This window comes from Acinetobacter sp. NEB149, assembly GCF_012516415.1.
Lineage (GTDB): Bacteria > Pseudomonadota > Gammaproteobacteria > Pseudomonadales > Moraxellaceae > Acinetobacter > Acinetobacter lwoffii_V.
Map to the genome: position 1 here is coordinate 1844989 of NZ_CP051208.1, position 26007 is coordinate 1870995.

General features: G+C 41.2%; 23 protein-coding genes, 1 pseudogene and 1 other annotated feature. Of the genes and pseudogenes, 9 read left to right on the top strand and 15 right to left on the bottom strand.

The features are described from left to right. Window positions 1–6 precede the first annotated feature (6 nt). The 5 genes and pseudogenes from HGD77_RS08805 to HGD77_RS08825 form a co-directional block, all read left to right on the top strand. Window positions 7–399: pseudogene (locus tag HGD77_RS08805) on the top strand (transposase family protein); the annotation flags it as partial. A gap of 280 nt (window positions 400–679) precedes the next feature. Further along, window positions 680–1951 carry an exodeoxyribonuclease VII large subunit gene (gene xseA, locus HGD77_RS08810; protein ID WP_004645376.1) on the top strand — a complete coding sequence of 424 codons (1272 nt, stop codon included), beginning with the start codon at window positions 680–682 and terminating at the stop codon, window positions 1949–1951. Then, the gene (gene xseB, locus HGD77_RS08815; RefSeq protein WP_004278752.1) at window positions 1941–2135 is read left to right on the top strand and encodes an exodeoxyribonuclease VII small subunit; all 195 of its coding nucleotides are present in this window, start codon (window positions 1941–1943) and stop codon (window positions 2133–2135) included. The genes xseA and xseB overlap by 11 nt, the downstream gene beginning before the upstream one ends. Before the next feature lie 147 nt (window positions 2136–2282). Further along, on the top strand, window positions 2283–3587 hold the full coding sequence (locus HGD77_RS08820) for an IS4 family transposase (protein ID WP_004729329.1): 1305 nt from the start codon (window positions 2283–2285) through the stop codon (window positions 3585–3587). A 240-nt stretch (window positions 3588–3827) separates the two neighbouring features. Further along, a protein-coding gene (locus tag HGD77_RS08825; RefSeq protein WP_121980446.1) for an IS3 family transposase occupies window positions 3828–5047 on the top strand; the annotation gives its coding sequence in 2 pieces (ribosomal slippage) (window positions 3828–4104 and window positions 4104–5047; 1221 coding nt in all). Then, window positions 4103–4219 (top strand) — a sequence feature (AL1L pseudoknot). It overlaps the preceding gene by 117 nt. A gap of 1 nt (window position 5048) precedes the next feature. Here the strand turns inward: HGD77_RS08825 and HGD77_RS08830 are convergent. Further along, window positions 5049–5282 (bottom strand): hypothetical protein, encoded by a 234-nt coding sequence (locus HGD77_RS08830; protein WP_168730781.1) that lies wholly within the window; start codon window positions 5280–5282, stop codon window positions 5049–5051. A 270-nt stretch (window positions 5283–5552) separates the two neighbouring features. Here HGD77_RS08830 and HGD77_RS08835 point away from each other — a divergent pair, with 270 nt between their 5' ends. Continuing rightward, on the top strand, window positions 5553–6581 hold the full coding sequence (locus HGD77_RS08835; RefSeq protein WP_080591915.1) for a transposase: 1029 nt from the start codon (window positions 5553–5555) through the stop codon (window positions 6579–6581). 458 nt (window positions 6582–7039) lie between these two features. On the opposite strand, the gene HGD77_RS08840 is transcribed toward HGD77_RS08835, so the two are convergent. From HGD77_RS08840 to HGD77_RS08865, 6 genes are all read right to left on the bottom strand, one after another. After that, window positions 7040–7327: a hypothetical protein gene (locus tag HGD77_RS08840; RefSeq protein ID WP_004278754.1), complete on the bottom strand. Its 288-nt coding sequence runs from the start codon at window positions 7325–7327 to the stop codon at window positions 7040–7042. A gap of 159 nt (window positions 7328–7486) precedes the next feature. Further along, on the bottom strand, window positions 7487–7627 hold the full coding sequence (locus HGD77_RS08845) for a hypothetical protein (RefSeq protein WP_004645377.1): 141 nt from the start codon (window positions 7625–7627) through the stop codon (window positions 7487–7489). A 157-nt stretch (window positions 7628–7784) separates the two neighbouring features. Then, window positions 7785–8054: a hypothetical protein gene (locus HGD77_RS08850; protein WP_004278756.1), complete on the bottom strand. Its 270-nt coding sequence runs from the start codon at window positions 8052–8054 to the stop codon at window positions 7785–7787. Between the two features lie 309 nt (window positions 8055–8363). Then, window positions 8364–8567, bottom strand: a complete 204-nt coding sequence (locus HGD77_RS08855; protein WP_004278758.1) for a hypothetical protein — start codon at window positions 8565–8567, stop codon at window positions 8364–8366. Between the two features lie 325 nt (window positions 8568–8892). Beyond that, window positions 8893–13413: a translocation/assembly module TamB domain-containing protein gene (locus HGD77_RS08860; protein WP_004731420.1), complete on the bottom strand. Its 4521-nt coding sequence runs from the start codon at window positions 13411–13413 to the stop codon at window positions 8893–8895. 35 nt (window positions 13414–13448) lie between these two features. Next, complete coding sequence (locus tag HGD77_RS08865; RefSeq protein WP_004645380.1) at window positions 13449–16205, bottom strand: autotransporter assembly complex protein TamA; 2757 nt, start codon at window positions 16203–16205, stop codon at window positions 13449–13451. A 174-nt stretch (window positions 16206–16379) separates the two neighbouring features. Between HGD77_RS08865 and HGD77_RS08870 the strand changes: the two genes are divergently transcribed. Both HGD77_RS08870 and coq7 read left to right on the top strand, forming a co-directional pair. Next, entirely contained in the window at window positions 16380–17699 is a 1320-nt protein-coding gene (locus HGD77_RS08870) for an MFS transporter (RefSeq protein ID WP_004645381.1), read from the top strand. Window positions 17700–17702: 3 nt separating this feature from the next. After that, window positions 17703–18338, top strand: coding sequence for a 2-polyprenyl-3-methyl-6-methoxy-1,4-benzoquinone monooxygenase (gene coq7, locus HGD77_RS08875; protein WP_004645382.1), 636 nt, complete (start codon window positions 17703–17705; stop codon window positions 18336–18338). A 146-nt stretch (window positions 18339–18484) separates the two neighbouring features. On the opposite strand, the gene HGD77_RS08880 is transcribed toward coq7, so the two are convergent. Further along, window positions 18485–19186 (bottom strand): DUF1003 domain-containing protein, encoded by a 702-nt coding sequence (locus HGD77_RS08880; RefSeq protein WP_004645383.1) that lies wholly within the window; start codon window positions 19184–19186, stop codon window positions 18485–18487. Window positions 19187–19284: 98 nt separating this feature from the next. After that, entirely contained in the window at window positions 19285–20031 is a 747-nt protein-coding gene (locus HGD77_RS08885; RefSeq protein ID WP_004645384.1) for an IS5-like element ISAba31 family transposase, read from the bottom strand. 297 nt (window positions 20032–20328) lie between these two features. Between HGD77_RS08885 and HGD77_RS08890 the strand changes: the two genes are divergently transcribed. Further along, window positions 20329–21030, top strand: a complete 702-nt coding sequence (locus HGD77_RS08890; protein WP_004645386.1) for a VIT family protein — start codon at window positions 20329–20331, stop codon at window positions 21028–21030. 137 nt (window positions 21031–21167) lie between these two features. On the opposite strand, the gene HGD77_RS08895 is transcribed toward HGD77_RS08890, so the two are convergent. From HGD77_RS08895 to HGD77_RS08920, 6 genes are all read right to left on the bottom strand, one after another. Continuing rightward, window positions 21168–22196 (bottom strand): transposase, encoded by a 1029-nt coding sequence (locus tag HGD77_RS08895; RefSeq protein WP_080591915.1) that lies wholly within the window; start codon window positions 22194–22196, stop codon window positions 21168–21170. A gap of 276 nt (window positions 22197–22472) precedes the next feature. Further along, window positions 22473–22646: a hypothetical protein gene (locus tag HGD77_RS08900; RefSeq protein WP_004731424.1), complete on the bottom strand. Its 174-nt coding sequence runs from the start codon at window positions 22644–22646 to the stop codon at window positions 22473–22475. 83 nt (window positions 22647–22729) lie between these two features. After that, window positions 22730–23167 carry a 2-amino-4-hydroxy-6-hydroxymethyldihydropteridine diphosphokinase gene (locus tag HGD77_RS08905; RefSeq protein ID WP_004731425.1) on the bottom strand — a complete coding sequence of 146 codons (438 nt, stop codon included), beginning with the start codon at window positions 23165–23167 and terminating at the stop codon, window positions 22730–22732. Continuing rightward, window positions 23124–23504 (bottom strand): dihydroneopterin aldolase, encoded by a 381-nt coding sequence (folB, locus tag HGD77_RS08910; RefSeq protein WP_004645388.1) that lies wholly within the window; start codon window positions 23502–23504, stop codon window positions 23124–23126. Before folB ends, HGD77_RS08905 begins: the two co-directional genes overlap by 44 nt. 124 nt (window positions 23505–23628) lie before the next feature. Beyond that, on the bottom strand, window positions 23629–24927 hold the full coding sequence (locus tag HGD77_RS08915) for an ABC1 kinase family protein (RefSeq protein ID WP_004731431.1): 1299 nt from the start codon (window positions 24925–24927) through the stop codon (window positions 23629–23631). Window positions 24928–24985: 58 nt separating this feature from the next. Further along, the gene (locus tag HGD77_RS08920; protein WP_138743055.1) at window positions 24986–25756 is read right to left on the bottom strand and encodes a HesA/MoeB/ThiF family protein; all 771 of its coding nucleotides are present in this window, start codon (window positions 25754–25756) and stop codon (window positions 24986–24988) included. Window positions 25757–26007: the final 251 nt, after the last annotated feature.

Below are 26007 nucleotides of genomic sequence, written 5' to 3' on the forward strand. Positions count from 1 at the left end.
CAGCTATCTATGCACTATACAACAGGTGAAATACTGAGTGTATGTGGAAGTCATGGAAGCATGCATGATTTTAAAATATTTAAAAAAAGTATGAGGAAATTAAAATTTAAGCCCTTTTTTATCGTTGATAAGGGGTATTTAGGGATAAAAAAATTGGGTTTTGGATACCTCATGCCATCTAAAGCAAAGAAAACTGAAAAATTAGATTCTGAATTAAAAAAGTTAAATACAGAGATTGGTCGTAGACGAATTCAAGTAGAGCATGTATTTGGAAGGATGAAATGTTTTAAGATTTTATCTTGTGTATATAGAAATCGTCGTAAAAGATTAAACCTGCGGTTTAATTTACTTGCTGGCATATACAATTTAGATTGGGTGAAAGATAAACAATTAAATTGATTGAAAAATGATTTATGAAGGAAGTCTATTAAAGAATAGAAATAGGACCTTTGTGAATTAACGACTTCAACGCTATAAATTCTCTCAATGAACAAGATAAACAGAAGAGAAGAACCTCTCCAAAATACGAAAATCCCAGACGAATCGCCTGAACTAAGTGATTATGCATTTCAATAGCATTGCATTGTCATTACACAAATCAAATATGACTTCATTTTTAGATTTGTGATCTGTGCTGGATTGATTTAATATTTGATTGAATTTTAAACTTTCTATTGGCATGACAAACGACCCTCAACTCTCCCTCAAGGAATATCTTGCTACGGTTCAGGAAGTAGTCAAACTCACTTTCGATACACCAGTATGGGTCAAAGCCGAGATTCGTAATCTAAGCATTAAAGCCGGCCATTATTATCTGGAGCTGGCAGAAAAAGAAGCAGATAGCGATCAGGTGATTGCCAGTTGCCGAGCGACCATCTGGAAATTTAGTGCCCAGAAAATTGTCACGCAGTTTGAACGTGAAAGCGGAATTGAGTTAAGTCGCGATCTGAAAGTGCTGATTAAAGTCAAAGCCAATTTCGATCCGCAATATGGCTTTTCTTTAAATATTGTCGAGATTGATTCGGGCTATACCCTTGGGGATATTGCCCGGCGTTATCAGCAGATTGTTGAGCGGTTGGCGACTGAAGGACTGATTCAGCGCAATAGAAACTTGCCCAGCCCTTTTGACCTGAACCGGATTCTGGTGATTGCTCCCGAAAATGCAGCAGGCCTGGGAGATTTTAAAAAAGATGCCGATGCACTGCAGCGTGCGCAAGTGTGTGAGTTTATCTATTACAGTGCGACTTTTCAGGGAAATACTGCCCCGCAAAGTATTATGTACAGTCTGGCACAAGCACTTAAACAATGGGCACAGACTTATAGTACAGCACCGGATCTGATTGTGATTATACGAGGTGGTGGCGCAGTCAATGATCTGGCTTATTTGAATGATTATGATCTGGCTGCACTGCTTTGCAAGCGTTCGGTGCCGGTCTGGGTCGGCATCGGACATGAAAAAGACCGCACCATTCTGGATGAGATTGCGCATCGCTCCTTTGATACTCCGAGTAAAGTCATTGCAGGAATCCGCAATCATATCTTTGAACTAACCCAGGATGTCCTGAATTATCTACAGCGCATTCAGCGTTTATCTCAGCAACAGATTCAGGCTTATCAAAATCAGAATGATCAATTTTTGAAACTGATTCAAAGTCTGGCCAATAACCAGATTATGGATGCGCTGCAACGTCTGCAACAGATCAAGGCCAATACTGCCAGTCTGGCCCAACAGCATACCCTGCTCATCAATCAACAGCTCGATGCCCTGATGCGGGAAACGCTACTACAAAATCCTAAACATGTTTTATCCAAGGGTTATGCCATCGTGCGCCAGCAAGAACATATGGTTGCCTCTATTCAACAGATTCAGTCCAGCGATCTGGTTGAAGTCGAATTACATGACGGCATTTTTTCAGCACAACTTATACAGGTACTTCCTCATGAATCATGATACTTTGAGCTTCCAACAAGGCTATGACATCTTGAAAAAGAATGCGGAACTGCTCGAATCTCAGCAAGAACCGGATATTGATAACTTGATGAAAATCGTGGAAGAATCCATGACTGCCTATAAAGCTTGCAAGGCCCGGGTTGAAGCGGTTCAAACTGCTTTAAATGAGACGTTTAACGATTAATTGCACCCCATTTTAAATATCTTATTAGGCTATTTTGCTAGATTGAATTGACATAAAAGCTCTCATTAATGAGTAATGCCAGTCAGTTAAGCAGACATTAGAAAAATGTAGTAAAAATGAGTGTATGCCAATACGCTCATTTTTTTTATGACTTTATCTGAAAATTTAGATTGCACCCTTCAACATTCTTTGCCTTCACTCAGCCATTTCAGTGAACTCATTGATTTAAACTGGATTAAAGAAAGCCTACATCAAACAGGTAAGGCTTCTATCAGGAGAAGAAAATTACCTGCCGAACATGTGGTATGGCTGGTAATTGGGCTTGCCCTATTTCGAGATCAACCGATCGGGTATGTCGTAGAGCAACTAAAACTTGTGTTTGGTACAACAGAATATTGTGTCCCCAGTGCAGCAGTGCAAGCACGACAACGTTTAGGACGAGAGCCCTTGAATACCTTGTTTTCTCTACTCAGCCAAGCCTGGTTTGAAGAATCCCAACAGCAATACTCAAACTTTCATGGCCTTAGTGTATGTGCTGTTGACGGGGTGGTTTGGTCTATGCCTTATACAGACGAGAATTTTGAACACTTTGGCTCATCTAAGGGTAAAACCGCTGCAGCCCCTTATCCACAAGTGAGAGCAACCTGCCTGGTAAATACCAGCACCCATGAAATCATTGATGCCCAAATAGGTAGCATGGATCAGGGTGAACTTACACTGGCAAATCGATTATGTCCTCCATCGCATAGTATTACCTTGTTTGATCGAGCCTATTTCTCTGCTGATTTCTTGATTGACTGGCAAACACGAGTAGAAGCCAGTCATTGGTTAATGAGAGCAAAAGATAATTTACGCTATGAGATCATTAAACGTAATTCCCCGCATGACTTTCAAATCAAAATGCCTCTTTCAGCTAGAGCCAGGAAGCTAAATCCATCATTAGGAGAATATTGGGAAGCGCGTTTGATTGAAGTTGAGCAGGCAGGGAAAATTAGACGTTATATCACTTCATTAATGGATTCAAAGGCATATCCACTGATAGGCTTGGCGAAGCTTTATGCCCAGCGCTGGGAAATAGAAATGTGTTACCGAGAAATCAAAAGTGATTTACAGGAAGGCAAGCATTTGAGGAGCAAGCAACCTGATTTAATTTATCAAGAATTATGGGGGGTCTTCATTGCCTATAATATTCTAAGAAGACAAATGAAACATATGGCTCAACGAGCAAAAGTCAGTCCTTTGAGAATCAGCTTTCATATTGCATCTATCGGTATCCTGAATATATTAAGATTTGACTCTTTAGACTCCGCAGGGAATTTACCCAAACATCTAGAAAGTTTACTGGAGAAATCTAAGAGGTATGTGTTGCCTGAGAGGAGGGTTAGAAGTTGCCCACGAGTTGTGAAAGGAAAACCACAGAAATACCCAAGAAAATGCCAGTCAATTTCTTAACTGACTGGCATTACTCATTAATGAGGGCTTTTTTATTAAGTGAAAAAAAATCATTTCAATGAATAATTAAATTTTCTAGATGGGGTTTTTGATAAATCCGCTCAATTCCATATGGGAAAAATTGTATTTTCATTCTCATCCACCAGACGATAAAAAAGCCCAATATTAAATTGGGCTTTTTATTACTCTTTGAACCGTACCGGGTTTGTCGGAGAGTCAATATTCTGAGAGACTACCCCGATGACAAAATTAAAATATACCCCTGAAATCAGAGAAAGAGCGGTTCAATTATTGATTGAATCTGAAAAAGATTATCCTTCTACTTGGGCTGCAATCACAGCAATTGCGCCTAAGATTGGTTGTACTCCTGAAACACTTCGTGCCTGGCATCAAAAGCATTTAGATCAGCAAAATCCTATTAAAGTACAACAGATATCTGATCAAGAAAAAATGAAGCAAATGGAACGTGAAATTAAAGAATTAAAGCGTGCCAATGAAATTCTACGTAAAGCAGCCGCTTTTTTCGCCCAGGCGGAGCTCGACCGCCCACACAAATAATGGTGGATTTCATCCATAACAATAAAGACTTATATGGTGTTGATGCGATTTGTAGGATTTTACCGATCGCAGCTTCAACCTATTACCGGACTCTAGATCTCTGCGAAAATCCAGAACATCGAGCAAAGCGAGATTTACATGATGAGCATCATGCTGAACAAATTAAACGAATTTGGAAGGAAAGTTCAGGTCGATATGGTGTACGTAAAGTCTGGCAAAAACTGAAACGTGAAGGCTATATTATTGCACGCTGTACTGTTGCTCGATTAATGAAAAAGCTAGGTATACAAGGTGTTTGGCGAGGTAAGAACAAACAAACCACCCGTAGCCGAGATGACCAAAAACGAGCAGATGATTTAGTGAAACGTAATTTTAGTGCTGATCGACCTGACCAATTATGGGTCAGTGACTTTACGTATATTCAAACTCATTCAGGCTGGGTCTATACCGCCTTTATTATTGATGTGTTCTCACGAGCAATTGTTGGATGGAAAGTATCGACACGGATGAATACAGATATGGTGCTCGATGCATTAGAGCAAGCCTTGCACGATCGAGGCATGCCAAAGAATGTGATTCATCATTCCGATAGAGGTGTGCAATATCTTTCTATTCGCTATACCAATCGTTTAGAAGCAGCAAATTTACGAGCATCAGTCGGTACAACTGGTGATTCATACGATAATGCTCTGGCTGAAACGGTGAATGGCTTATACAAAACAGAGGTGATTGAATATTTAAAAGCAGATTGGCAAGGTTTAGCAGATGTACAACTTGCGACACTAAACTGGGTAGATTGGTTCAATAAAAAGCGTGTACACAGTGCACTGGGTTATGTATCGCCTTTTGAGTTTGAAGCAATGTACTATGATAAGATTAACCCGTTAGGTCAGGTGGCCTAACTTAAATAAAAAAGTCTCCGACAAACCCGGTACGGTTCACTTCAACTTCTATCGGATCACCGTCTTCAGGGCGAATATGACGCGTCCCATCATCCGCAGGATCAACACTAGAACCATCTTTGGTAATAGCATTGTACATTTCATCCTCTTTCTTATCATCGATAAATTCTTCATCTTCGAAATCTTGAGGTTCACTATCGTTGTCGAAGTTTAAAGGCTTTTCTTCATCTATCATGGCGATCCATCACTTATTTAACTAATAAAATATCATGCTCAAATATTTGAAAGATTCATTCAATAGTCAACGATGATCATTTGTGTAACTGAATAAACACAATAGTCATTGGAACATTATTTTCTACCGACAAAAAAAATGCCTCCTTAGGGAAGGAGGCTGAAATTGGAAAGAAACTACAGCGATAGAATCTATTCATGCATTATATATAAACTAGGACTTACGCATTGACGGATTCAAAAAAGTATTAAAATAGTTTATAAAGTATCTGTGATCAGACGAACTAAACATGCTTCTACAGCAACTTGTACATTACCCATTTATATGGGCTTTCTCATGACAGAACCGAACTCTATTAGCTGCACACAACTTGCCGAGACTTATAATATCTCGCATGATAGTGTAAATCGCTTTCTAGAGCGTGAAGACTACACACCTCACGACCTATATCAAGAAGCAATTCAACATATTGATAATAATAAACTTATAGTCAGTATTGATGATACTGTTTTAGATAAACCATATAGTCAACATATGGACTTGGTTAGCTATTTTTGGTCAGGCAAACACCACCGATCCGTCAAGGGGATTAATCTCATTACCTTGTATGCGACAGATCAGAATGGTCAAAATATTCCAATTAATTTCCGAATTTATGACAAATCTGAGGGTAAAACCAAGAATGATTACTTTATGGATATGTTAAGTGAAGTACTTAGTTGGGGTGCAAAGATTCAATTTATTACAGGTGATAGTTGGTATTCATCGACTGCAAATCTAAAAACCATAAGAAAACATGGTATTCGATTTATGTTTGGTATCGACTGTAACCGTAAGGTTTCCCCTGAAAAAGGACAATGGTTTCAACTGCGTTTATTGCCGAATTTCCATCAGGGTCAAGTGGTCTGGCTCAAAGATTTTGGCTTTGTACAATTATTTAAGACTCAGTTAAAAGAACAGCAGAGGTTTTATATTGTGTATCAAGATGAAGATGATTTATTGTCCTTTGAGGGTTTTCATGAATTACATTCAAGTCATTGGAAAATAGAACAATATCACCGAGTGATTAAACAGGTTTGTCATATTGAAAAGTTTCAAGTAAGACGGTCTAAACTGATTTTGAATCATATTTTTTCAGCCTTAATGGCCTACGTTGAGATACAAAAGAACCAGTTTGAGGGGATCTTTGAAAATGTATATCGTTGGCAGAAGAAATTATTTAGACCAATGATCAAAAACTTCATTGATGACTTTATTCTCGATAAAAATCATCTGCTACCACAGAGAGTCTATAAATAACAGTGCGTAAGTCCTATAAACTTATAATTTATACATTAGCATAATATTACATTAATTTTTCAATTAAAAAGCCCACTTACTTTTTCAAATAAGCGGGCTAGTGCTGTAGTCATTTTCTTCATATTATTTGCGTTTTCTTGTTTTCGCAAAACGAATATAGCACTGTGAATTTACCAATAAAGTATAGAGAGTATTAATAAACTGTTTTCTTACATTTGCTTTAAGTTACTTTTCGTTCAATAAGCTATACATATTAAAAAAGCCCATCTTTCGATAGGTCTTCCCCTTTTCACTTTTGCGCTGATTCAGGTATGTTGTCAAAGTGAGCAACGACTAGAGAATAAGCAAGCTATTGATAAAAATATATAAATACACCATTAACATATAAAAAATTATAGTTTTATAAAAAATAACTATACTTGTTGAAGTAATTGGCGATTTTAGCTTTCAACGACACCTTATAGCTGACTTAATTTGCTAGACATATAAGTTAAAAATAACGTCTTATCCTGAAAATCAGGCATTTCAAACACCCAAAAAATGTAATTTTTAGATCTCAATTTAAGTTTTACATTCACGGCCTTTACTTGAATTATTACATCCTCATGCTGCATTTCTGCGAATAATTCTAAAATCAGCGCAAAGAATCTCAGTTTGTTGACTGTGTTGTATTTTGTTGGTTTATATATTCTCAAGGCTTCAGAATATATAAGCTCGCACCATTCATTTCCATCTTCATCATCCATTAGCTCTCATTTAATTATTTAAAATAGATCACGAGGTAGGTTTATAACATGGTGGCTATAATTAAACTGCTTTTAATCTGAATATTAGAATTATAAATTTTTAGAAAATAAAAAAGCCCATCTTCCGATGAGCCTTTTTGGAAAATATATCGTGAAGAACTAAGCTGCAAATTCTTGCAGTACAAATCGTTTTACACTTTCATCAAAGTCAGGTTTTGAAAGAGCAAGCTTGCCATTTTTCATAGTTTTATAACAATAACTCGCTGCTACTCCCATACCAACCAAAGTCAACAACTTCATTGCTCACCTCTTTACTGGGAAGATTTGAATATAAAGTTATCATTCAAATTTGTAGTTTTCCAACTCAGTTTCGATTGTTTTCTGTACTACATGTTAATGAATGTATGAATAATAAATGAAAACCTGCCGCATGATGCGTTTGCTTAAAGTCCTTCAACTAGTGGTTAATTTGCGTATCTATCCAGTTAAGGAAATTTTCCTTATTACTGAATTCTGGCATAGACCCTAAATTTATAGTCTCTTTAGCCCCAAATTTTCCAGCGACAGTATTCGGTGCTTGAACTCTGAAATCCAGAGGATCACTTTCATGTAGAGTTCTAAAATATTCTACCGCTTTATCAAATTCACTTTTATCCTTAAAACCTGGTCGTTCCTTTAAAAAGTCATAAACTTGTTCTAGAGCTGATAGATAATTATTTTTAGGCATTCTGTTTTCTCTAAAATGATGAGTTTTATGATGAAGACCTATTTTGAATGAATAATGATAAGAATATTCCCTTATTTCTTAGAGTTTATGTAAATCATGATGATTTGAGAGTTAAATCCAAATTCTGGAATAACCTGATAAAAAAATGAGCGTAAACATACACTCATTTTTACTACATTTTCTAGTGCATGCTTAACTGACTGGCATTGCTTTAAAATAAGGCCTGTTTTTTTGAACTAAGTGCAAATGCCGGCTGCTCTATCAGCAAAGATTAGATGCACTTTAAATGCGCCAGTTTAAGGTTCAAGCCTAATTAACGCTATGAATATCAAGTTCATCATTGGTGGTCAATACAACAGAAGCCAAAATTGGGATGCCCAAAATGAAAGGTACAGCGAAAATCCATAGAACTACGGTTACGTCCGGTTTAAAGAAAAATTGAATGGCTAATGCAGTCAAAATAAGTACAGAAAATAGAATCGCAGCAAAACGGATGATAAATTTAGTCGACATGCGAAGATGCTCTTATGCGTGAAATCGTATTTTCAATATACACCTATTTTTATTATGGGTTTATTGATTTTCAGTCTGTTATTGCATGTTTTAATTGATTTTCTATATGTGATAGCTGACTTATGCGACGAGCAGTTTTCTTCAGCATAAAAGCTAACCCTAAATTCTTTCTCTACTCGCGATTTATTGTCGTATATGTATAGAGATTGGATTCAGACATCAATGCTTCTGCTGGCCTATAAATCAATCTACTTTATAGCCAATAAAATCTTTGTCCTGTCTCATCATAAAAAAGCCCTAAAATTTTAGGGCTTTTTTATTCGGATTAGAATCGCCAGTTATAGAACAAGTCAATCGCACGTTCTAAAGACTGACTCGCTTCTAAATACAGACGCTGATTTACCTGATAACGTAAAGTCAGCTTATTCACCGGTGTAAACACGCCGACTCCATAACGAAGATATAAATCAGGCGTAATATAACCAGTCACAGAAACCTGGGTATCATCTCCTGTACCTTGGGCATCCAGAGCTAGACCAGTTAAGCCAAAACTGCGCCCGATCTGGTTGGTCAGTGCGCGGGTGCCACCCAAGCCCAGACTGATCCCCGCAGCAGCGATCGTATTATTTACATCAGATCTAAATCCTTCAGCCTGGCTTAAACCAGATACACCTTCATTGACACGACCGGTAATCAAGGCATTCAAGGCTTCCTGTTCTGACAAGCCCGCATCATTATAAATCTGAATACTGGGACTCGATGCAGTCCCTGTTACGCGCACTCCCACTGTACTACCCTGAACCGATTTATTGGCATCAATGTCCAGTGTCGGATTGGTGAGTTCACCATTAAAACGTGCGATAGCACGATTCAGGTCCAGACTTTGGCCATAGGCTTCGATTTTTACTCGTTGTGATACCCCGATTGCACCATTGGCACGCATTGCAGTTTCCAGACCACGCTGTGACAGATTGACTCGACCTAAGAGTGGAATACGACTGTCAAAGCCTTGGAAAATCACCTGGTTCCCTAAAGAAACAGCGACATCTGCCCGGATATCCCAAGGACGTGCCGACTTCAAGATCGCCAGCTGATCATCACCTTCACGTACGACCCGTACATCTGAAGATAAACCGACTACAGGTTCTGAGGCTTCAGGCATTGAAATCAGCGCACGCGGTACATCAACTGTGCCACTCAGACTCAGTTTTTTATTAAATGGATACATGTCCAGAGTCAAATCAGGTGTCACCACAGCAGTAATTAATGGGGCCTGACGAATCAGCAGATTGTCACCTTGCAGTTTTAACTGCACTCGCGGATCGCCTTTCCAGTCGACCGATCCGGTTAATTTACCCACACCACGACCACTGTTAAATGCGCCATTGATGCTGGCCGAATTCTGACGTATGGATGAATAGAGCTGTACATTGGTCAAATTCACCGGTAGGGAGATCATGCTGATTGAAGCATCTTTGACACGAACCTCACCTTCAAGCAAAGGATCCGTTAAAGTTCCGCTAATTTTTCCGGCATAAGATAAAATCCCGTCCAGATTACGGATGTCCTGAATAAATGGCTTAAAGACTTTGAGCCGTACCTGGTTAAAGGCAATTTCGCCACGCATCGGTTTACTGTCACGGTATGGATCAATGATGACATTGGCATAGCCGGTTCCAATATCTGGTGTTTTAACATCTAGCCGAAGTTGCAAGCCATCTGCCACACTTTTTGCCACCAGACCGACTTCATCATATTTCAGTGTATAACCCAAATAATCCGGATCTTCAGAAGATAAGCCCACCACACCATTACGCGTCACCAGACGTGCGTCAATTTTAGGTTTGGCACCTTGCGCCCAGGCAGCCTTGGCATAACCATTGACTTTACCCGTCAACGCCAATCCATCAGGCAAGAATGCACTGAAATCTTCCAGATCAAGGTTTTGGGTAATAAAAGAGGCACTGCCACGGTTTTTGTTGACCCGAATCGGCTGATCAAAACACAACTGGCTTTGCTGACTCATCCAGCAATGAGCACCGATGAACAGATCCGATTGAGCACTGTTATAAATCACGGCTGCATTCTGACGCTGTACCAGACGGGCACGTAAAGAGTCGAAATCACCTCTTTGAATTTGACCCAGCCAGTTATTCTGGGCATTAAAACCGCCGGCAAGCTGCACAAAGAATTCGGACAAGCGGTTTTCGGCCTGCACTTTGAGAATGTGTGCAGCACGGGTACCGGCCAGTGAGATCTCACCACGTACAATCTCGCGTGAACCGCTACGCAGACGATCCATGGTTGCAGTCAATAAGGTTGGTGTGCTTTGCGATGTCGGCAACTGGCCGCGAACACGAACTTTCTGCACGCTAAACAAGTTTTTAAAGGCAAAATTATCAATAGACAGGTTAGCCGAAGCCTGTAAGCGAGGCTGTGCCTGCATATTGATATAGCCCTGCGCCCGACCTCTTAAGCCTGGATACAGCTCAAACAGCGCCGGTGCATTGACTTTGAGTTGCAGATTCTGCGCATTACCAGTCGCCTGAATCTGGTTGCTGGCATAAGACAGGAACAAGTTATTGGCTTCAAACTGCTCTGGGACAAAACCACGCTGGTTTGAATTAATGATGACCGATAAATTACCCTTGCCACGTACCGGTTTGTTATTCAGCATACCGGCCAGATTCAAGCGTTGAATCTGAATGCGTTTTAAGGCATCTGACCACACCCCTTGAGTTTGCACATTGCCTGACAATTCACCTTTCAGTTTGGCATTAAAATATTGCGGCTTAAAGCGGATTAAGGATGCGTTGATATCCCAGCCAATGCCATTCGCCAGATTGACCAGACCGTTGGCATTAATCTTGCCAGCCACACCATCATGACGAAATTCATTTATCTTCAACATTTCTGGTGTGCCTGAAACGCGCAGTTTCAGCATACCCTGACTGGCTTTAAGCTGGCTGGCATTTAAAGCACCATCATAATTGACCGCATAACCTTTAAAACCACCACCCGCTTTTTCATTATGGAATAACAAGGCAATGGTGCTGTTTCCGGTCAAACGTACGGTTTCATTTTGCTCCGCTAGTCGTCCGGTCAGGTCGACACTATTCAGTTTAATAATCTGCTGATTCGGTTGCGCATAACCATTGGCTTTAACCTGGCCATTCAAACGATCTACCGGTGAAGCTGCGGCAATACTTTGAGTATTCAAATTTTTGGCATTTAATACCGCGGTCCATTTTAACTGACGTTTTTCCTGTGGCAGTTCAATCCGTGCATTGCCGCTTAAGCTGCCTGCTGCATTGGCGCTGTAATTAAAGCTTGGGACATTCAGGATATTTTTGTTCAGATTGAGCTTGGCTTGGTACATACCTGCAGGCAGAAGTCCTTCTTCATGCTGCTCGACTTTAGTGGCCACATGAATATTCTGCTGACCTTCAACCAATGCCAATTTAACATCGCCAGACTCACTGCTGAGCCAGCCCACATAAGGTACGGCGCGATCAATATTTTTCCAGGCAACATCCAGCAGCATCGGCTGCGCTTTATTGTCTTTGACCGGGTTTTGATCCAACTTCAGCTTCCAGCTTTCATAACGGTCGAAATCAACCAGTCCAGTAAGGTGCAGGCCATTTTCCAGGTTACCCGCAGAAGCAATATTCGCATCCAGACTTGGCGGCAAGAAATCTTGTACGACTTGCGGAATGCGCTCATGTTTAGGATCAATCCCGTTCAAACGCCCAGCCAGATCCCAGCTGACCCGATCTTTCCAGCCCACTGTCCCGGCAAGGCTAACTGCGCCTTTCATCAACTGACCATTTAGGTCGGTAATATTCAGCTGATTGACCAGATCGGTATACATCACCGCACTATACTGACCTTGTGGAATATTTTCCCCAATCAGGTCAGTCTGGACGTTCAGGTTCAGACGCTTGATATCGCCATTAAACTCGGCAATACCGTCTTTGGTAAACAGTTTCTGTTCGGCCAGAATAGGCCAGTGATAATCCTTGAACTTCAACTCGCCGCGCATCGGTACCTGAGGACGCATCGGATGCACGATAACCCAACCCGTTAATAAATCAGGTGTATTGGTCGCTACGCCAGCCTGAATCGTGTCCAGTGTTCCGCGTGCCCGCACCTGAATATCATGAATATTCAAGCTGTCTCTTAAAGAAGGCAGATTGACGATGCCTGTGGCATCTAGAGGATATTTGCCTTCAAACTGCATTTTACCCGTGGCTTCACGTACCGACAGATAGCCCATGTCCATACGGGAATCTTCAAAATTTAATTCGGTACCAGACCAGAGTGCCTCATTTAGTTCAATATTATAGAAATCGACTGCATTGGTCTGGGTTTTAATCACCAGATGATCGAGTAATAGATGATCAACGCGCAAGATAAAAGGCAAACGGATAGCATTAAACTTGAACGGTTCGCCCGTTGAAGGTCGCTTGTTAATAATTTGCAGATTGAGGACATCGGCTTCAGTCAGATGAATTTCTTTTTTGACAATCGCGCGCCAACCCAGCTTGACATCAGCACGATCAATTTTGACATCGACTGGTTTCAGGCTGACCAGCACATTTTTAAGAATAATTCCGCGCCATAAATTGCCGCCTTCATATTCATATTGAATAATTTGCTGGCGTTCCAGCACCTGATCCAGCAGAAATTTACTGCCCTGATTGGTCGAAAACAGTAGAGCCAACACAGACAGCAGAAAAATCAGCGAAAAAAGCACCGACAATAGGATGCTTCTGAATATACGGCGCTTTTTCGGCACAACGCTATCTTGTGGTTCTTGTTCTGGCTGTGGTTGGTTCTCGACCATGATCTACCCAAATAACTATTTTTTAAAATGATGTTTTATAACTGTGATCCAATAAAGAAATGTAAACGAATCGGATAATTGTCATCAGACAGTCCAGTCGCAACATCTATACGTATTGGCCCAATCGGTGAAGCCCAACGCACACCCACACCCGCGCCATATTCGGTCGGATTACTGAATTCTTTATTATAGGCATTTCCGGCATCTGCAAAGACCGCAGCACGCCAGCCTTCCTTAAACTGATAATTATATTCTAATGAAGCCACGCCCAAGGCCTGACCACCTACTTTAAAACCGTCAATTTCCGGAGAAAGGCTCTTATAATCAAAACCGCGGATACTCTGGTCACCCCCGGTAAAATATCTCAGGTTATACGGCACTTTGGCAAAATCTTCAGTAAAGATATAGCCTGCATCGGCACGACCCACAAACTGATGGTCTGCATTTTCACCCAATGAATAGATAAACCGCCAACCTGCATTCACAATGGCCATATCGGCATCAGAGAGTAAAGCCTCACTGCCCAGTTCAATCTTATAGGTCTGCTTAAAACCTTTGGTTGGGTTGACCCGACGATCGCTCTCGGTACGTGAAACTTCATAACCGACTAATAGCGATTGCTGCTCATCTTCGGTATTAAAGCGAAAAGCTTCTGGAATCTGGTTAAAATCGACAGAACCATCCTGCTTCAAACGATCCAGACGATAACGTGCGCCAAAAGTCCGCTGCCAGCTACCACGTGGATTCTTGATAATCCGGTCTGCACCTAAGACTGCCGATTCAATCAACAGGCCTTCACCCTGTGCGACGCCTTCACGCTCTTCACGCTCATAACCACCCACAATACTGACATAATCATTCAGCGGATGGTGATAGGGAATATTATAACGTCCATCAATCGACTGACGGATGCCAGATAACTCCATGTTGGCATCAAACGAATGTCCGCGCTTGTTCACAATGGCACGACGATATTGACCACGTAAGCGGATATCGGTATCTGTGCCATAACCCAAACCCACTTCAGCACTATTTAAACGGTCTGCATTTAAAGTCACAATCACTGGAATCTTTTTCTCTTCCCGTGCCTGTACTTTTAAACGGTCCTGTTCATTCTCTTTGGTTTGCTGCTCAACCCGTAAAGTTCTTAAATTTGCGCTTTCCTGATCGCGGCTACCGGCAAACTGGTCTTCATCTACGACATTCTGGGTCACTTCCTGAGAAGAGGATACCGAGCGAGCTGGTTGCATAGTAGCAGCCTGATCTTCAGTCCGTTTCTGTTCTTCAATCAGGCTTTGAATATCGGGTGCCAGTTCCAGCTCTTTATCAAGCGGATCAGGGCGAATCGCATCCACCAGAGTATAGTTAAAATAACGTGAGTTGGTCAGGTTATTGGCCAAGCCATTCACCCGCCAGAAGGTATAATCTGCACCATCTGTCCAGGTGACCAGACTTTCCAGTACGTCTCGATCCAGCGGAAATTCCTTTTCAGGATCGCTCATTCTGAACTCGACATTGCCTAATTTATAACGTTCACCCGTTTCAAAACGCAGATTCACATCGGCGGTGTTTTGTGGCTGAGCAATCTTTACATCATGCAGACGCCAGAATGAATCAAAATAACCATTGTTATTGGCTGCTGTGGTAATGCGTGTCTTGGTTTTTTCATAATTGCCATGATTGAAAATATCGCCTTCTTCCTGTTCAGGTAAAAGACTGATGACCTGGAATTGCGGCTGTTCGGCGCCCTCTCCAGTAAATTCAATATTTTGACTGCTAATCAGGACAGGTTCATTCGGGGTCACAAAAACCCGAACCCGACTGTCAGAGAGTTTTTCAAATCTGAACTGAGCATTATAATAGCCCACCGCTTGCGCTGCCTGTCTGGACAAGGTGCGTAATTGCGGCAAAGCCGAATTAAAGTCGCCAAAAGACTCTTGGGTAAAACTGGATAATTTGGCTTTGACATTATTTCTTAAATTCAGATGGCCTTCAGGCACATCTTTACGATTCAGCATACCGTTACTTTGCGCCACACCTTGCCCATTTATGATCACCACATCTGCACTAATGCGGGGAACTCTTGCGGTCATGATCTGACGTGGAGGACGGATTTTATAAAATAGTCGTTTGAACAGATTCGGACGTTTATCATCCTCAGCGACAAGCTGACCTGGCACTTCTGGCAAGGTCAATCCGGCTTCATTATTTTGTACAATAATCTGGCTGTCAGCCTGAATCGATTGCATCAACTGATCGACATTAACCGGCGCCTGATTGATTTCCAGCAGTTCTTGCTGGCTGATATCGGCCACCACCGTTTCGCTGGTCTGAGTATTGCGATAGTTTTGTGCTTCCTGTTTGGCTTGCTCGGCTACCTGGTAAATTTCATTCGCCATGTTCTGATCAATAGTCTGTACTGGCAGATCTTCCAGATCATCAAACTCGATCGGCGTAAATTCACCCAGACCAGATCCTGCATTTTGCTGTTGTTCCAGCATCAACATGCTGTCAACTGGTACTTCCGGCTCCAAGGCTTCTTCGATTTTTTCTTCTGCTTCAGTTTCAGACGTGGCCACCCCCTGACGAATCGCTTCTTTAGATAGCTCGTCCACCATTTCTGCCTGAGAAATGGCTACGGGTGTTTCTGGCTGTTCGGTTTGTGCCATGCTCTGATGGGATAACATCATAAAAAAGATGCTCATACACAGCTGCATACCACTATGCTGTGGTATGAGAGGCCCCATACTGCGATTTAGCATCGTTTTTTTAAAATTTTTCTTTGCAGGCATAGCAAACTCTAAACGAATACATTCTTTAATTGATTATTTGACCGAAAAATATAAGCTAAGGAGCTTAATTAATTGGTTTTTACCTTTACATGGCTGAAAGTATCTTACATGATTTTTCTCAATGTTTACGCATAACTGACATTTCTTAATAAAACTTAATGTAGCACGGCCTATATGAACAAAAATGAACATTTGTTAGCTTCTCGGCGCTTTTTACCGATGTTTCTGACGCAGTTTTTTGGTGCATTAAACGATAATGTATTTAAACAGGCGTTACTGCTGGTCATTACTTATGGCTGGATTCAACAGCAATCGGCCAGCATCAGCACTTTAAATAATCTGGCGGCTTTACTGTTTATCTTGCCCTATTTTATTTTTTCAGCCACGGCCGGTCAGATTGCCGACAAATACGAACGTTCACAGCTGATTCGCTATCTCAAGCTTCTGGAAATTGCCATTATGTTGCTGGGAACTGTCGGTTTCCTCATGGGCAATTTATGGATTCTGTTATTTGCCCTGTTCCTGATGGGCACCCATTCCACTTTCTTTGGCCCGATCAAATATGCGATTTTACCTGAAGTCCTGAAACCGAATGAACTGATGTCCGGCAATGCCCTGTTTCAGTCCGGAACTTCTCTGGCAATCCTATTCGGTATGATTCTGGGCGGTGCAGTCATTGCAGCTTCCGCCGGCAACCTGATCTGGATCAGTTTAACCGTCATCAGCATCGCCTTGATTGGTTATATATCCAGTCGCTATATCCTGAAACAAAGTATTCCCGCGCCTGAGCTGCAAGTTGACTGGAATTTCTTCCGCACCAGCTTGCAGACCTTGAAATATGCCAAAAGCTTACCTCTGATTTTTACCATTTTACTGGGCAACTCATGGTACTGGTTTTATGGTGCAACCTATCTGACCCAGATTCCTCAGCTGACATTACAAAATCTGCATGCATCTGAAAATGTCGCCAGTCTGCTCTTAACCTTTTTTTCTGTCGGAATTGGTCTGGGTTCATACTTATGCCGTAAAATTGGTGGCAGCCAGGTCAATATCAAGATGGTGCCTTTTGGCGCGATCGGTCTGGTGATCTTTGCCCTGTATCTGGCCGCGAGTCTGGCCTTTGTTCCGGAGCGTACAGGTGCATTAATCGGCTTGGCAGATGTCTTTCAGCAAGGCTGGAGCTATTATCATGTGATGCTGGCCGTCACCTTGCTCGGAATAAGTGGTGGTTTTTATATTGTTCCGCTCTATGCGATGATGCAGGCGCATTCGCCTCGCTCACATCGTGCGCGGGTGGTTGCAGCAAATAACATTTTGAATGCCGTTTTCATGGTATCTTCTGCTATATTCTCGATTATTATTTTAAGTGTTTTAGAGCTTGATCTTAAAATACTTTTTTGTATTACCGCAGTATTGAGTGGCCTGTTTACCTTATGGCTGCTTTTCCGACTCAAACCTATGATCAAAACTGCGAAAGCACCCTTGGAGGATTAATTCATGCGTCAATATACAGGTGTCGATAAGCTGATTCATTCTTTTGATCAGGCATTACGCAGTCTCGTCCCGGGCACGACATCGGCACGACGTGAAAATCCGGCCCAACCGGTAGAAACACAATTAACGGTCAGTGATGCACGTCATGTAGCAGGTTTAATGCGGGTCAATCATAGTGGTGAGGTTTGCGCACAGGCACTGTACCATGGTCAGGCGATGACGGCTAAACTCCCGAATGTACGTCGTGAAATGGAACAGGCAGCGATTGAAGAACAGGATCATCTGGCCTGGTGTGAAGACCGCTTAAAAGAACTGGATAGCCATACCAGCCTACTCAATCCGGTCTGGTACGGTCTTTCCTTTGGTATGGGCGCGATTGCCGGAATCGCAGGTGACAAATACAGCTTGGGTTTTGTGGCTGAAACAGAACGTCAGGTCAGCATGCATTTACAGCATCATATTAGCCAGTTGCCACCGCAGGATGAACGTTCTCGTCGTATTCTAGAACAGATGAATGAAGATGAACTGCATCATCGGGATACAGCGTTAAATGCTGGCGGTGTAGATCTACCCGTTCCAGTTAAGATCGCCATGACAGGCATTTCCAAGTTGATGACCAAAACCAGTTATTTTATTTAAATAAGACGGTTTTAGTTTGAGCCCACTCATTTGTGGGCTTTTTAATATGGGTCAAATCTTGAGCGAGATAATAACAACTCAAGGCATATGGCGATCTTATTACTTATAAGCTCTATAAAATAATAGAGATTCCCCCACAGCATCCTTTAATCTTTTTTGCTCATTTCAGAAAGCAGGTCCAGCTGGATTTCCTGAATTTGCGCCAGCCGTTCCCATTGATGTAGCAGCAGATGATCTAATTTTTCATGCAAGTATTGGATTTCCAGCTCGGCTTTTAAATTGATCTGATAATCATTTTGCGAACGTAAGCGGTCTTTTGCTTCCTGTCTGTTCTGGCTCATCATAATAATAGGTGCCTGAATCGCCGCAAGACAGGATAGGATTAAATTCAACAGAATAAAAGGATAAGGATCAGCAGGTCGTGTCACCATCACCACAGTATTTATCGTAATCCACAGGCCCAAGAAGATTGCAAAACAAATCAAAAAGGTCCAGCTTCCACCAAAAGTTGCAATTTTATCGGCGAGCCTTTCTCCCAAGGTCCACTTTTGCTCTAAGGTCGTTTCCACATTTTTGGTAATCAGTTCATGCTGATGCATGCTATCAATCACTTCAAACTCAAGATCAGTCACTTCACCCTTTTCCGAACTTAATAATGAATGTACATACTGTATACGGTACTGGGTTAAATCTGCCTGGCAAATATAATCTTGCGGTGTCCAGCCTGGAATATCTTTGGCAATCTCTTCGGTAATGACTTGTCTGACTGTTCCCATCGGGGTGAGATTTTTCAGAAGAAAGTGCTTGCCGCATACCAAGCATTTATGGCTTTCATGTTTTTCTTTCATGATAATTCTCTTTTTAAACCAACTCACTCAGCTATTATTTTGTTCGATATGTTTGATTTGCTTTAGGGTCTGTTGACATTTACTGTTCATAATTAACCCTATAAAGGTAGCCATAAAAATATACAGGCTAAAGCAACAGAACTTTGATAATTTCTTTTGAGCTTGTCATATCGAGTAGCTATTCCTCTAAATTGCTTTAATCTACAAAACATATTTTCAACTAAATGCCTGATTTTATATAAATACCAGTCCATATGGTCATTGTTCGATTGGCTATTTGTTTTCTTTGGTATATTCGCTTTAGTCCCTGTTTTCCTGATCTGTTCACGCAGTGGTTCTGAATCATAGCCTTTATCTGCACATACCACTTTTGTCTCTTTTAAATCTAATGTTGATATTAAATCAGGTGCAACTTTAACATCATGTGTGGTTCCATCGGTAATCATGAAATCAATAGGATTGCCATGTGCATCAACAATCAAATGTATTTTTGAGGAGTTTCCTCCTACACTTTTAGAAATAGATTGATTCGCTATACCGGCAGAATGTTGATGAGCACGTACATGAGAGCCATCAATAAAAATCCACTCCATATCGGGGCATGAGGCTAGTAATTTGAATAATCTAAGTAACTTACCGCTGCTTGACCAACGATTAAAACGTTTGAAAATAGAGTTTGAATGACCAAAACAACAAGGAATATCTCGCCACGGACAGCCTGTTCTAATTCTATAGAGAATAGCTTCAATAAAATTGCGTAAATTTGAGTTGTGGTGAATGGATAAATTACGCAGAATAACTTTCAACTTTTGCCAGTGTTGATCTGTCAGCATGGTACGAGGCATAGCGAATAGTAAAATTGGGTTTGGCGATTTGATTTTACTACTTCGCTATTTTTTTAAGCTAAAAGTGTCAACACACCCTAGTCATTTTTACCATTCGTAAATCAATTATGTATCAAGTGCGTCTGATTTCTTGAACTTATGAATCTCACTTCGATTTTATCTTGGATTGATAAAATGCTCAGCCAAGCGCACGATGAGCTGATCATTCAAGATAATTTTCAGATCGATTCAATCCTACTATCTATACATGACTTAAATTTAATATAATCATGATGATAATAAAAAAGGGGCTTCATTGTGCGCCATTCATACCATCTTGAAAAACATTATATCGAACGCGCGGGCTGGCTTCGTGCAGCTGTACTGGGGGCAAATGACGGGATTATTTCGGTCACCAGTCTGGTGGTGGGTATTGCAGCCAGTGGAGCATCCACAGAAATTTTATTGGTGACCTGTGTTGCCGGATTGATTTCTGGAGCCGCATCAATGGCGGCCGGTGAATATATTTCGGTTAAATCCCAGCAAGATATTGAAACCAATGATCTACTCATGGAAGAGCGCGAACTCCAGCGCCATCCCACCCATGAGTTAAATGAGCTCAAAACGATTTATATACAGCGTGGGTTGGAACCTGCTTTGGCACAACAGGTCGCTGAACAGCTGACCAACCATAATGCCTTGGATGCCCATGCTCGAGACGAAATTGGTATTTCAGCACATACCTCTGCCCAACCTTTTCTCGCTGCATTTTCTTCCGCCATGGCCTTTACGGTAGGTTCATTATTCCCTTTAATTTCAATCATGATTTTACCGGAACACTATCTGGATAAAGGCGTCATGCTGATTGGCGTTTTAAGTTTGGGGATGATGGGTGCACTGGCAAGCTATGCCGGTGGAGTAAGTGTCTGGAGAGGTGCTGTTCGGGTGATGCTCTGGGGAATTATCGCCATGTTATTCAGTGCATGGATCGGATCATTATTTAATGTGTCTGTTGCCTAAATATGTGTTTATTTTTTAGCTAGACAAAGAATAGGATTGAGCGGCTCTTGTATTAACATCACTGAAAAATGTTTTTTCAAAAACTAGCCGCTCTAACAAAACTTGAGTTTAATTAATATATTAGGACTTACGCACTGTTATTTATAGACTCTCTGTGGTAGCAGATGATTTTTATCGAGAATAAAGTCATCAATGAAGTTTTTGATCATTGGTCTAAATAATTTCTTCTGCCAACGATATACATTTTCAAAGATCCCCTCAAACTGGTTCTTTTGTATCTCAACGTAGGCCATTAAGGCTGAAAAAATATGATTCAAAATCAGTTTAGACCGTCTTACTTGAAACTTTTCAATATGACAAACCTGTTTAATCACTCGGTGATATTGTTCTATTTTCCAATGACTTGAATGTAATTCATGAAAACCCTCAAAGGACAATAAATCATCTTCATCTTGATACACAATATAAAACCTCTGCTGTTCTTTTAACTGAGTCTTAAATAATTGTACAAAGCCAAAATCTTTGAGCCAGACCACTTGACCCTGATGGAAATTCGGCAATAAACGCAGTTGAAACCATTGTCCTTTTTCAGGGGAAACCTTACGGTTACAGTCGATACCAAACATAAATCGAATACCATGTTTTCTTATGGTTTTTAGATTTGCAGTCGATGAATACCAACTATCACCTGTAATAAATTGAATCTTTGCACCCCAACTAAGTACTTCACTTAACATATCCATAAAGTAATCATTCTTGGTTTTACCCTCAGATTTGTCATAAATTCGGAAATTAATTGGAATATTTTGACCATTCTGATCTGTCGCATACAAGGTAATGAGATTAATCCCCTTGACGGATCGGTGGTGTTTGCCTGACCAAAAATAGCTAACCAAGTCCATATGTTGACTATATGGTTTATCTAAAACAGTATCATCAATACTGACTATAAGTTTATTATTATCAATATGTTGAATTGCTTCTTGATATAGGTCGTGAGGTGTGTAGTCTTCACGCTCTAGAAAGCGATTTACACTATCATGCGAGATATTATAAGTCTCGGCAAGTTGTGTGCAGCTAATAGAGTTCGGTTCTGTCATGAGAAAGCCCATATAAATGGGTAATGTACAAGTTGCTGTAGAAGCATGTTTAGTTCGTCTGATCACAGATACTTTATAAACTATTTTAATACTTTTTTGAATCCGTCAATGCGTAAGTCCTATATATGTTCGGTTTTAATTTAGATGTTTAAAACCTAAGATCTATGTCTGAGAGGTATTGTTATGGAAACTACGATCATTCTTGCCATCTTGGCGATCATTATCGTATTGCTGATCATTTTTTATAACAAGAAAAAGTGAAAGAGCGATGAGGCATTTTTACTGCTTTGAGGATTTTTATCGAACTTAAAATAAATTCCAGAGCCTTAAATCAATCAAACATTAATTGCCTGTTGGAAAACTATGAACCCCCCATTGGATGACATAAAGAATCCCAAGAATTAAAATCACCGAAACCAAGATTTCTAATATTTTCATTTTTAAAGGATTCCTAAACTCCGCCTGAGCCATCTTATCTGAATTTTTCTTTTCATCTAAAACAAAAAACTGAAGCATAAAAAAGCCTGATCTGGCTTGATCAGGCGGGTTAATTATTCTTACTGGATAAAATGTATTAGCAAAAAATTAGGTGATTTGATTTAAATCAGCTGTTCAACTGTTGGGAAGCTATGTGATCCATGTTCGAACATGGCATCATGCCAGATATCAAACATAGGCACTTTCACATCCAGAGCCAAGGGCAACTTTTTTTCATTAAACTGCATATGTTGAAGATCTAATCCCCAGGCAATCAAATCAACATCCAAAGTAATCTGATGAGATGGACGTACTCGCCCTGATGCCTGTTCCAGCTGTTTGAGCAGCTCAATCAGGCCTTCACTAGACACCGAACTTCGCAATAAACACGCTGCATTCCAGTAATCTGCGCCGATGCCATCGCGGCAAGGAATCATATAAATGGGAGAAAACTGAACTTCTCCCCATTCAGAAATACGTTGCTGTGCAGCTTGAAAATGTTGCTGAGGATGACAATTACTCGCTAATGCTAGGGCGAAAATCGTTTCGGTGTCGTTCAAGACGTATTCCTACAGAATTGGCTTGCGCGATAATGGCAGGCTTACGGATCGTAATATTAATCGATTCAATTGCTGTAAAGGTAGTAAAAAGTGCATTCAGCACTAACTTTGCTGCATGTTCAATCAATTCAGGCTTGGCGTCTTGAATGACTTTGCTGGAAATCTCACAAATTTCTGCATAATTCAGCGTATCTGCAAGTGCATCTGAGTTTGATGCCTGTTCTAAATCGGTTTGAATGGTCAAATCCAGCATTAGAGGCTGAATAATTTGACGCTCCCAGTTAAAGCAGCCCACGACTGTCTCAACCTTTAAACCTTCAATAATAATGGCGTCCATTGGATTGCTCGAGAATTTAGTACTAACCAAATCCCTCTCAAGCCCCTTTACAAAAGGAGGAGCTTTTAAAGTCCCCCTTTTAAAAGGGGGATTTAGGGGGATTTTTCCAAGTCTAGATAGGGTTTTAATGCTTTAACAGCAGGTTCGGATCCATGCTTTGCACCATTTGCAAACGCTGATCGGCATAGATATCGGTATACGGCGCCAGAATTCGCATGAAACGATCGAAATACAGCATTTGCTTGAATAGCAAGGCAAAGTCACGCGGGAACCGGATCCCGTGACGTTCACCCACAGCCACCATATCCATCATGATATCGTTCAGGTCAGCAGGATTGGACGTTAATAATTCCTGCGGATCCGCCATCAATACACCGCTAAATAAGCGTTCCAGATCAGCAGCCAAGACTTTGGTGTCAATCTGCACAGCAGTCATGCCCATTTTCAGCATGTTTTGTGCCATCAGCTCATAATTGGTATGTTGCAATGAATCCATAAATGCCATACATGCCGTCCATACCTCAGGTTTAAGCTGACCGACAATACCGAAATCAATAAAACCGACACGTCCATCTTCAAGGAGCATCAGGTTGCCTGCATGTAAATCGGCATGGAAGCTGTTACACATCATCAAGCTACCAAACCAGGTATTCATCGCAGTGATAAGTACTTGAGATGGATCTTTGGATACTTTTTTGACCACTTCAAAATCTGTCAAAGGCACACCGTATAAACGCTGCATGGTGAGCACACGACGGGTCGAATATTGATGATAAACCTTAGGTGCAGTGGCTGCCTGATTGTTGGTGATATTCAGGTAATTAACGAAATCATCCAGATTCTGTGCTTCTTCGATAAAATCGACTTCACGCACCATACGGGTTTTGATTTCTTCGACAATGTCAGCCAGTGAAGCAAACTTAACTTTCGGGACTGCTTTTTCCAGCAACTTGGTTGCCCAATGCAGCACATTCAAGTCAGTGTACAAAATGGTTTCTACGCCCGGTTTTTGTACTTTAATCACGACATCTTCGCCAGACACCAGTTTGGCCGCATGCACCTGTGCAATAGATGCAGAAGCTAACGGCGTTTTATCAATCGATGCAAAGATTTCATCCAGATTACGTCCTGTAAATTCAGAAGCCAATACTTGCTGGATATAGCTAAACGGCAAGCGTGGAGTTTGATCCAGACAACCCTGAAATTCTTCAACATATTCACGTGGAAACAGCGACGGTGTGCTGGCAATAAACTGACCCAGCTTGATATAAGTTGAACCTAAGGATTCAAAAGTTTCACGCATGAGTTTGGCATTGCTCGGCTTTTCAGTGGCATATTTAAAGCCCGCCTTTGCCGCAACGACTGCTGTTTCCCCCATACGGGCAACTGAACGTATTCCATCTAACCAAATATTGTTTTTCATAATGTCTTAGGAAAAATTAATTAAACGCAGTGTAGCAAAAAAAATTCACTTTGCAGGCTTATCTTGCCTGACAGATTGGGCAATCTGTATCTTTTTCGAAAGCGAGAATCCGCTGCTTAAAGCTCAGTCCATCCCACAACAACAGCTTTTGTCTGAGTGGCATCTGGCCCAATCCCAGATATAACAAGGCATGATGTGCCTGCAAACTGGCCATCACATTCGGTGTGGTCGCCAATACACCGGAATCTGCACAGCGCAGACTTTCATCGGCCTGATTTTCTGGCGGAAACAGGCAGGCATAACAGGCGGAATCCCCTTCGACCATAAACAGCTGGCCTTGCAAGCCAATCGCAGAAGCACTCAATAATGGCACATTCAGCTCAACACAGATCTGATTGACCAGATAACGTGTGGCAAACTGGTCACAGCCATCCAGCACCAGATCCTGATGTTCAATCAAGTGCGCTGCATTCTCAGCCGTTAAGGCCTGATTCACATATTCAACCTGTACGTTCGGATTAACCTGACTTAGTCTTTTGGCCAGAGTTTCTGCCTTATAAAATCCAATATCCTGCGGCATAAATGCCAGTTGTCGCTGTAAATTACTCATCTCGATGGTATCTGGATCGATCAGGGTAATTTTCCCCACACCTGCACGTGCCAGAAGTTCTGCCAGTGCACAGCCAATCCCGCCACAACCAATAATGCAGACATTAGAAAATTTTAACCGTTCTTGAGCGTCAATATCCCAGCCATCCAGAAGAATCTGACGGCTATATAGATGCAATTCAGCATCGGTAAGTTCAAATTCTGGGGAGATGGCATCCATGTTAAATGTAGACAACGTCTTTCCTTGTTTCAAAAATTTTTAACAATGATCGTAAAATTAACTTTACTGAAGTTTTTAAGTACTGATAAATTTCTGGAATATCAATCTCACAGTCAATTTACAGCATATCAATAAATGGTTCGGCACTCGTTAAGGCAAATAGCATATCAGCTAAACGCTCGGTATCAAGCTGCAGCCGCTATGGCTTGGCAAGATTTTTTGAATCACTTCAATTGAATGGTTCCGGCAAA